We start from the raw sequence: 8,877 nt of genomic DNA, 5'->3' as shown, positions 1-8,877 counted from the left end.
TCACTAGGGTCCGTCTTCAAACGGATCTTGCCCAGAGTAGGAATGACGCGAGATTGACCGCTGCTTCGTAGGAGGTGGCGGTCTTGTCGTATCTGGTGGCGATGCCGCGGAAGCCCTTGAGCTGGTTGAAGCAGCGCTCGACGACGTTGCGCCGACGGTAGAGCTGGCGGTCGAAAGCGGGTGGCCGGCCTCCTCGGTAGCCGCGATTGTGGCGGTGACGCTTCTGGTCGGTCTTTTCCGGGATGGTGCATGCAATTCCGCGTTTGCGCAGGTAGGCGCGGAAACCACGAGAGCTGTAAGCCTTGTCGGCGACGACCTGGTCGGGTCTGCAACGGGGTCGGCCCAGTCCCATACGCGGGACGCGAATGCGTTCCAGGAGGGGACGCGCGCAGGTGCTGTCGTGGCGTTGTCCGGGTGTCAGCAGGACGGCCAGGGGCCTGCCGCGGCCGTCGCAGGCGAGGTGGATTTTGGTGGTCAGTCCGCCTCGGGATCGGCCGAGGGCGTGATCGTCCGGTTCGTCCGGCCGGCTGATCCCCTTTTCGGCCGGTGGCGGCCGAGTGTTGGTGGGCGCGGACGATGGTGGAGTCGATCTGGACGAGCCAGTCGATGTCGCCGACAGCGTCCGCGTCGGCCTGGATCTGCTGGAGTGCCCGGGTGAACACGCCGTCCAACGCGTAGCGGCGAAAGCGGGTGTAGACCGTCTGCCACGGCCCGTAGCGTTCCGGCAGGTCACGCCAGGAGACCCCGGTCCGGATCTTGTAGACCATCCCGTTGATGACCTGCCGGTCTGGCACGCGCGGTCGTCCCGTCGCGGCACGCGGTATGAGCGGAGCAAGTAACTCCCACTCCAGGTCGGTGAGTTCATGGCGGCGTATCACCCGACCATGATCCACCACTCAATGATCTTTGAAGACGGACCCTAGTCGGCTGCTCGGTTCTCCCCGACACCCTCAACGCCGTCCGCCGGCACGGCACCGTCTGCTTCACCGGAGCCCTGGCGGGCCAGTGGTCCATCCCGGACTTCACCCCGTTCATGATCCCCTTCGGGGTACGCCTGACCTCTTACGGCGGTCAGGCCGCCGACCTCCCGGCCGACGTCTTCGCCCACCAGCTCCAGGCCATCGCCGCAGGACGCCTCAAGGTCCCGGTCGCCAAGGTCTACCACGGCCTGGAACAAGTCCGAGACGCCCAGGCCGACCTCGAATCCGGCACCACGCCGGGCAAGCATGTCGTCGTCCTGGACGACTGAAAGAAACACATCCCCTGGTTCGCCGACAGGCACCGACTGGGGCATGCACAAAGAAAGGGAGGGCGCCGCGGGCGTCAACAAGGAAGGAGTCAGCAAGACCATCATCGAGCTTGAGGAGACGTACAACGAGCGCTTCAGCGCCGGCGACCCGGGCGGCTACCTGGACGGCTTCGCGGACGAGGTGAGCTACTTCGACCCGATCCTCGAGAACCTCGTCGTCGGCAAGGAGCAGACCGTCGCGTGGCTGTCGTCCATCTACTCCAACCCGCACATCGTGCGCAGCGAGTACCTCAACCCGACGGTCCACGTCGGCGACAGCGGCGACTCCGCCGTCCTGGCTTACAACCTGAAGACCTACGTGCTCGACGAGGACGGCAACGAGAAGCAGCGGCGCGCCTAGAACGCCACGCACGGCTACCGGCTGGTCAACGGCCAGTGGCTCATCGTGCACTCCAACTGGGCGTTCTCCCAGACCGTGACCGAAAGGATCGCCTCCTGACCGCGGCGCAGCCTGTGGGCCCCAGCGTGACCGGGTTCCTCCGACATGGCGAGCGGGGCCCCGCCTGTGCCGCCGGCATCCGGCCAGTGGTCGTCCCAGCCGCGCCGATCAGCTCCGAGACACGCCCGCGACACCAGCGCACCCGAATGACCGAACGTCAGGATCCCATGATCACCGACACCGCAATCGACGCCTACAGCTCCCTCACCGTGACCGACCTGGAATCGACCCGCACCTTCTACCACGACGTACTCGGACTGCACGTCGAAGACCGGGACGCAATGCTCACCATCCGCCTCCCCGGCGGTGCGAGCACCGTCGCGTACGCCTCCCGCAACCACCAACCGGCACGATTCACCATCCTCAACATCGTCGTCCCTGACCTCCCCAGTACTGTCGCGGACCTCACCCGACGCGGCGTGGATTTCGAGCGCTACGAGGGGGTGCAGATCGACTCGGACGGGATCTGCCGTGCCAACGGCCCCTGGTTCGCCTGGTTCACCGACCCCTCCGGCAACGTTCTTGCCGTCTGTGAACGCGACCTCCGCACGGCCGGCGCGAGGCGTACCGGCTGATCGACGGCGAGTGGCACGTCGGGCACACCCACTGGGCGTGCATGCAGACTGCGAAGGCAGCCATCTCCTCCTGACGGGCAAGGCGCCTCCGCCGCCTTGCGTCACGCGTCGGTCCTCGCCTCGCGGGCACCGAAGGCGGCCGGGGTGAGACCGGTGCGGTCGCGGAAGAAGCGGCCGAAGTTCGCGGGGTCGGTGAAGCCGAGGTGGACGGCCACCGTCCGGGCATCCCATCGGGCACCTCCTAGCAGACGCCGGGCTTCGAGGAGGCGGCGTTCGTCGATGAGTTCACGTACCCCCTTGCCGGTGGCGTCCCGTGCGGCGCGGCTGAGGGTGCGGACCGAGCAGCCGAGCAGCTCGGCGTAGTCCGCGGCCTGGTGCAGCTCCCGGAAGTGCAGTTCGAGGGCGTCCAGGAAGAGCACATACCGGTCGATGCGGCCCGTGTCGGCCGTGGCCGTGGCGGCGGGGGTGATGCCCGGGGAGTAGTTGGTCAGGCGCAGCAGCAGCGATTCGAGCAGGCTGCGCCGCAGGGCGTGGTGGACGTCGAGTGAGCGGCGCCCCAGTGCGCGGTGTTCGTCCAGCAGCTGGAGCGCCGTCTGCTGGAGCCAGGCGGCGTCATCGGCTTGCGGGCTCAGCACGGCCGGGGCGTCGTGCGCGGTGAGCGGGGCCAGCAGATGGGCGGTGTCGGGCCGCAGAACATCCGGTTCGAACAGGACGAACGGGCCGCGGGCAGAGCCGGGCGGATGAAAGCACAGCGTGTGTCCGGGACGCACCCAGAGCCACTGGCCGGGGGCGACGGTCCGCGTGACGTGATCGACGTCGTGCAGCAGCTCGCCCTCGGTGACGGCGATGAGGTAGTGGAAGGTGGCGCGGACCGGACGGGGCGGGCTCCACGGCCAGTCGTCGTGCTGGGCGAAGAAGTCCTCGATGGTGTTCACCTCGAGGCCGTACGGAGTACCGACCGGGGGCTGGAAACCGTACAGCGGAACCGCGGCCGGTTCAGCCCGTCCGCTTGGGCTGGGGTGTCGCTTGCCGACCATCATGTGTCCGCAGTCTACTGCGGCCTACGGCGCTTTCGGGGAGACAGTGGGAGGCGCAGCCACGACCGTTCGGCGCGCCACTCGCGTCACGGGGTGCCCAGCCCGCGCTCATCCGATGAAGGAAACGTTCATGAACGAAACGACCCTGCACAAGACCGCCGCCGCCTGCGCCGAGGGGCTTCCCGGAGCCCAGCTTGAGCATCCCTTCGGTGACGACTGGGAGGTCTTCAAAGTACGAGGCAAGGTGTTCATGCTGATGACCGAGGTCCCCGGGCGTCCCGTCGTGATCCTCAAGGCGGACCCCGACGAGGCCCAAGCCCTGCGGGAGCAGTACAGCCACATCACCCCCGGCTACCACATGAACAAGAAGCACTGGATCACCCTGGAGAGCGGGGCAGGCGTCGACAAGGAGCTTGTCGGGGAGTTCGTCACGGAGTCATACCGGCTCGTCGTCGCTCACCTGCCCAAGGCGGAGCGGCCCGTCGACCCGCACACCTACGGCAACGGAGGGCGGGCGGCCCGATGAGCGCGGCCGGTGACCGGCTCCAAGGCACCGCCCGCCGGACGGCCCTCGCCCTCCCCGACGTCAGCCACGGATACCCCTTCACCCCGGGACTCGACGTGTACAAGGTCGCGGGCAAGGTGTTCCTGATCGTCACCGACGACCCGGACGAGCAGATCATCACGGTCAAGTGCGAACCCGAACACGCCCGCGCGCAAGAACGCGGCTACGCCTCGATCACCCCCGGCCGCTACCTCGACAAACGGCACTGGATCTCGCTCGGGCCAGGACCCGGCATCACCGAGCGGCTGGTCACCGACGCTGTTGAGGACTCCTACGACCTGGTCACCAAGTGGCTGCCGCGACGCAACCGTCCCGGCGCCCGATGAGCGCCGCGAGCTTCCCCGCGAGCGGCTGAGCCCGCGTGTGTCAGTGTCCCGTGCAAGGCTGGTCACATCCGCAGACGCCCGCCTTCCGCCACCCGAGAGACCGATGGAACCAACCGAAGCGACTCTGCCGCTCTTCGGCGAGGAGCCCGCCCGGCCCCTCGCCGACCGCCTGCGCCCCACCCGGCTGGAAGAGGTCGTCGGGCAGGACCACCTCCTTGCCCCCGATGCGCCGCTGGGCCGCATGGTCGCCCAGCAGCGCCTCAGCTCCGCCATCCTGTGGGGGCCGCCCGGCGTCGGGAAGACCACCATCGCCCGGCTCCTCGCGGACGTCGGCAACCTGGCCTTCGAACCGGTGTCGGCCACCTTCTCCGGCGTGGCCGATCTGCGCAAGGTCTTCGCCGCCGCACGAAGCCGACGCGGCATCGGCCAGGGCACCCTGCTGTTCGTCGACGAGATCCACCGCTTCAACCGCGCCCAGCAGGACAGCTTCCTGCCCTACGTCGAGGACGGCACCGTCACCCTGATCGGCGCCACCACGGAGAACCCGAGTTTCGAACTCAACGGCGCCCTCCTCTCGCGCACCCAGGTCCTCGTCCTCAAACGCCTCGACGAAGCCGCACTGTCCACGCTTCTCGACCGCGCCGAGCAGCTCACCGGCCACCATCTGCCCCTGGACGACGACGCCCGCCGGGCCCTGATCGCCATGGCGGACGGCGACGGCCGCTACCTCCTCAACATGGCCGAACAGCTCCAAGCCCTCCCGGACACCGGAACAACCCTGGACACCGCCGGGCTCGCCCATCACATCCAGCAGCGGGCCCCGCTGTACGACAAGGCGCAGGAGGGCCACTACAACCTGATCTCCGCCCTGCACAAGTCGATGCGCGGCTCCGACCCGGACGCAGCCCTGTACTGGCTCGCTCGCATGCTCGACGGCGGCGAGGACCCGCTGTTCGTAGCCCGCCGCCTGGTCCGCTTCGCGAACGAGGACATCGGCATGGCCGACCCGCACGCCGTCCAGCAGGCCCTCGCCGCCTGGGACGTGTACGAGCGACTGGGCTCCCCCGAGGGCGAGTTGGCGATCGCCCAGGCCGTCGTCTACCTCGCCACCGCCCCCAAATCCATCGCCGTCTACCGCGGCTTCAACGCCGCACACCGAGCAGCCCGCCGCACCGGCTCCCTCATGCCACCCGCCCACATCCTCAACGCCCCGACCCGGCTGATGAAAGACCTCGGCTACGGCAAGGACTACCAGTACGACCCGGACACCGCCGACGGCTTCTCCGGTGACGACTACTTCCCCGACGGCATGGACGACCGCGAGGCGTACTACCAGCCCACCCGCAACGGCTACGAAGCCCAGATCAGCGAACGGCTACGCCACTGGGCCGCCCTGCGCGCCCGCCGACACAGCGGCTGACCGGCCCATGCCCACGAAGAATCATTACGACCCGAGAAGCGAAGCCAGCGCGCCCGAGTTGTCCGTGACCTGCACCGGTTCCGGGCCGGCAGTAGTCCTCTGGGAGCGAATCGCCAGTTCAGGTGAAGCCTGGCTACAGCCGGGCCGGGCATGGCTTTGTTCCGAGAACCAGGTCTCGCGAACAAGCAACTGGGGTCCCATTCCGGGTGCGGTAGGAATGTGTGGTGGTCTGTCACAGCGGTTCCTCCACCCATCTGTTGGGCCCGTCCGGGTGGCGGGACCGGGATGAGGGCCCGTCACCGGTGCTGGGCAGTGCCCAGCTCGTCGGTGTACCGGCCGAGGGCCTCCTCGGCCGTGGGCACGGGGCCGAACAGCTGCTGCTGGCGGCGGGGGTCGGCGACGTAGCGGCCGGTGTCGAACCAGCCGAACATTGCGGCCATGTCCTTGACCACCGGATTGAAGCGGCCGACGACGGCTCCTGCGGCGCGGACGACGACGGAGGGGACGGCCCACACCCTGATCTTCCTTCCGGCCCGGTGGCCCATCAGGTCGGCCACTTCGCGCATGCTGATCGCACGGTCCCAGCCGATGTCGATGCGCTCACCGGCCTCGGCCTCGGCGTCGACCGCGGCTGCCAGGTAGGCCGCGAGATCCGAGGTGTGGACGAAGGTCAGCGGCACGGTGGCCTTGGCCGGCCAGATCAGGCGGCCCTTGTCGAGGGGGTTGCCCGCCATGGTCGCGACTTGGTCGAGGAAGGCCCCCGGGCGCAGTGCGACGAAGGGGACGCCGAGTTGTTCGAGCTTGTCCTCGGCGAGCTTCTTGTGCCAGAAGTGCGGGACCTGGGGCGTCTGGTCGCTGGTGAGGATGCTGGTCATGACGAACCGTCGGATGCCAGTGCGGTGAGCGGCCTCGGCGAGGTTGGCGTTGCCGACGGTGTCGATGTCGTTTGCGTCCTTGCCGCCGCGGGTGTAGCCGGCGGCAGTGGTGATGACGGCATCGGCGCCGTTCATGGCGGCGACGAGCGAGTCGAGGTCGAGCATGTCGCCACGGGCGATCTCGACGCCCCGCTTCTCGAGTCTGCTCGCGTCGGTGGTCGGCCGGACCAGGGCGCGGACGTTCTTGCCGCGCCCCAGCAGTTCGTCGACGACCTTGCCGCCGAGGTTCCCGGTCGCGCCGACGACGAGGACGGGGAAGGTTTTGGTCATGGGGCTCTCACTTTCCATCAAGGCAGGAGTGGAGGATTTAAGGTGGCGCGGACGTGGGCGCCGTCGGCCCGAGCCGCTCAAGGGGGGGCCTGTGATGGGCGGATCTGCGGCGCGGGTCACCGCCGGTCCTCAGGAGTTTGCGGGGGTCGACGGTGAACGGGACGCGGGTGTTGCGGCCGTCCTCGAAGTGCACGTGGCTGGCGACAGTGAAGGGTTCGACTTCCGTGTCTGAGGCCCCGCTCAGCCTGTAGTCCCTGACGTTCCGGGGTGAGCGGGGGGCGCTCCACATCCGCCGGCGCGGCTCACCGGGCCTCGCCCGACAATCGCGGAGCCTGGTTCCGTTCAGCACGTGCCTTCGTGCAGTTGAGTGCGCTGCAGCGCTGTCCCGGGAACGTCGGAGCGATGTGCACTTCAAGCCGGAAGCGGGGTACGAGCCGAGGGAGTTACTCGGACTCTTCCCGGGGAAGAGCGTGGCTGTTGATCGCGTCGGCGATGGCGTATGCGGTGCGGACGAAGGACTCTGCCTGCTGGGCCGACAGGTCCCGCGCGGAGGTCTCCTCGAGGGTCTGCCACATGGCCGTGATGGGTTCGCGCATGGCACGGCCCTTGTCGGTGAGGTGGACCACCATGACGCGCCGGTCGTGTTGGGCCGGCTCGCGGACGAGCAGGCCGGCGTCCTGCATGCGACGCAGTGACTTGGAGACGGTGGAGTGGTCCAGGCCGACGCTTTCGAGCAGTTCGGACTGGGTCTGGCCGTCCCGGTCGAGGAGTTGCATCAGCAGCAGTTCCTGTCCGGGATGCAGGTCCATCTCGCGGAGCATGGCGGCGGCGCGGGCGCGGTGGGCGCGGGCGAGCTGGAAGATCGCGTAGCTCATCGGCCCCTCGCTCGCCGTAGAGGGGGTGTGGTGGATGGAGCGGGGCATGATGCGGTTCCTCAGACAGTACGGGTGGGGTAGTCGGTGTAGCCGGCCGCTCCGCCGCCGTAGAAGGTCGCCGGGTCGGGGGTGTTCAGCGGCGCGTCAGAGCGTAGCCGCTCGACCAGGTCCGGGTTGGCGAGCGCGAGAGCCCCGACGGAGACAAGGTCGGCCGTGCCCTGGTCGATGTCCTTGGCGCGGGTGGGCAGGTCGGTGCCGGCCCGGTTGAGGATCAGCGTGGTCGGCCACAGCGCGCGCAGGGTGCCCAGCAGTTCGTCGTCGCCCGCGTGCATCACGTGGAGGTAGGCCAGACCGAGCGGACTGAGGGCGCGCAGGAGCGCCGGATACAGTTCTGCGGTGTCCGACTCGGCGATGTCGTTGAAGGGGTTACCCGGGGAGATGCGCAAGCCGGTGCGGTCGGCGCCGATCTCCTCGGCCACGGCAGCGGCGACCTCTACGGCGAAGCGGATGCGGCCCTCGATGGAGCCGCCGTACTGGTCGGTGCGCTGGTTGGTGTTGTCGGACAGGAACTGGTGCACCAGGTAGCCGTTGGCGCCGTGGATCTCCACGCCGTCGGCGCCCGCCGCGACGGCAGCCGCCGCGGCGCGACGGAAGTCGTCGACGGTCGCGGCGACCTCCTGCGTCGACAGCGCACGGGGCGTAGGCATCTCCTGGGGCCCGGCCGCTGTGAACATCAGGCCCTGCGGCTGGACCGCCGAAGGGGCGACCGGCCGCCGCCCATGCGGGGTGTTGTCGGGGTGAGCGATACGTCCGGTGTGCATCAGCTGGATGACGATCCGGCCGTCGGCCGCGTGCACGGCGTCGGTGACCTTGCGCCACCCCGCGATCTGCTCGTCATCGTGGACGCCTGGGGTGAAGAGGTAGCCCTGACCGTCGGCGGAGGGCTGGGTTCCCTCAGTGATGACGAGCGCGTGCGAGGCGCGCTGCGCGTAGTACTCGGCGTTCAGCTCGGTCGGTACGCCTTCCGGGGTGGCCCGGCTGCGGGTCATGGGGGCCATGACCAGGCGATGCGGGAGGGAGATGTCGCCGACGGTGATCGGCGTCCACAGCGCGTTCAGCATGAGTA

The 8,877-nt window shown here is 68.8% G+C and carries 10 protein-coding genes and 1 pseudogene; 6 read left to right on the top strand and 5 right to left on the bottom strand.

Going from position 1 to position 8,877, the window contains the following annotated elements; translation table 11 throughout:
• Positions 1 to 16: 16 nt before the first annotated feature.
• Positions 17 to 878, bottom strand: a protein-coding gene (locus tag OHT77_RS01190; protein WP_443047871.1) for an IS5 family transposase whose coding sequence is annotated in 2 segments (ribosomal slippage) — positions 17 to 511 and positions 513 to 878 — 861 coding nt in all. Because the reading frame shifts where the segments join, the coding sequence is not laid out codon by codon here.
• Between the two features lie 41 nt (positions 879 to 919).
• Here OHT77_RS01190 and OHT77_RS01185 point away from each other — a divergent pair.
• The 3 genes and pseudogenes from OHT77_RS01185 to OHT77_RS01175 form a co-directional block, all read left to right on the top strand.
• A pseudogene (locus OHT77_RS01185) lies at positions 920 to 1,249 on the top strand (zinc-binding dehydrogenase); the annotation flags it as partial.
• 43 nt (positions 1,250 to 1,292) lie between these two features.
• Positions 1,293 to 1,649, top strand: coding sequence for a DUF4440 domain-containing protein (locus tag OHT77_RS01180; protein ID WP_328826004.1), 357 nt, complete (start codon positions 1,293 to 1,295; stop codon positions 1,647 to 1,649).
• Between the two features lie 245 nt (positions 1,650 to 1,894).
• Positions 1,895 to 2,323, top strand: coding sequence for a VOC family protein (locus OHT77_RS01175; protein WP_328826003.1), 429 nt, complete (start codon positions 1,895 to 1,897; stop codon positions 2,321 to 2,323).
• A gap of 101 nt (positions 2,324 to 2,424) precedes the next feature.
• Here OHT77_RS01175 and OHT77_RS01170 read toward each other — a convergent pair whose 3' ends face one another.
• Positions 2,425 to 3,363 (bottom strand): helix-turn-helix domain-containing protein, encoded by a 939-nt coding sequence (locus OHT77_RS01170; protein ID WP_443047881.1) that lies wholly within the window; start codon positions 3,361 to 3,363, stop codon positions 2,425 to 2,427.
• Between the two features lie 127 nt (positions 3,364 to 3,490).
• On the opposite strand from OHT77_RS01170, the gene OHT77_RS01165 reads away from it, so the two are divergent.
• The 3 genes from OHT77_RS01165 (at position 3,491) to OHT77_RS01155 (ending at position 5,671) form a co-directional block, all read left to right on the top strand.
• Positions 3,491 to 3,886: an MmcQ/YjbR family DNA-binding protein gene (locus OHT77_RS01165; RefSeq protein ID WP_328826001.1), complete on the top strand. Its 396-nt coding sequence runs from the start codon at positions 3,491 to 3,493 to the stop codon at positions 3,884 to 3,886.
• Positions 3,883 to 4,251 (top strand): MmcQ/YjbR family DNA-binding protein, encoded by a 369-nt coding sequence (locus tag OHT77_RS01160; protein ID WP_328826000.1) that lies wholly within the window; start codon positions 3,883 to 3,885, stop codon positions 4,249 to 4,251. Before OHT77_RS01165 ends, OHT77_RS01160 begins: the two co-directional genes overlap by 4 nt.
• Positions 4,252 to 4,354: 103 nt before the next feature.
• Entirely contained in the window at positions 4,355 to 5,671 is a 1,317-nt protein-coding gene (locus OHT77_RS01155; protein ID WP_328825999.1) for a replication-associated recombination protein A, read from the top strand.
• Between the two features lie 296 nt (positions 5,672 to 5,967).
• On the opposite strand, the gene OHT77_RS01150 is transcribed toward OHT77_RS01155, so the two are convergent.
• The 3 genes from OHT77_RS01150 to OHT77_RS01140 all read right to left on the bottom strand — a co-directional run bounded on the left by OHT77_RS01150 (position 5,968) and on the right by OHT77_RS01140 (position 8,872).
• Positions 5,968 to 6,876, bottom strand: coding sequence for an SDR family oxidoreductase (locus OHT77_RS01150; protein WP_328825998.1), 909 nt, complete (start codon positions 6,874 to 6,876; stop codon positions 5,968 to 5,970).
• A 443-nt stretch (positions 6,877 to 7,319) separates the two neighbouring features.
• Positions 7,320 to 7,799, bottom strand: coding sequence for a MarR family winged helix-turn-helix transcriptional regulator (locus tag OHT77_RS01145; protein WP_328825997.1), 480 nt, complete (start codon positions 7,797 to 7,799; stop codon positions 7,320 to 7,322).
• A gap of 11 nt (positions 7,800 to 7,810) precedes the next feature.
• Positions 7,811 to 8,872, bottom strand: coding sequence for an alkene reductase (locus OHT77_RS01140; RefSeq protein WP_328825996.1), 1,062 nt, complete (start codon positions 8,870 to 8,872; stop codon positions 7,811 to 7,813).
• Between the last annotated feature and the right edge of the window lie 5 nt (positions 8,873 to 8,877).

Source organism: Streptomyces sp. NBC_00252 (assembly GCF_036187565.1).
Taxonomy (GTDB): Bacteria; Actinomycetota; Actinomycetes; order Streptomycetales; family Streptomycetaceae; genus Streptomyces.
This window is presented reverse-complemented; position numbering and strand designations above follow the sequence as displayed.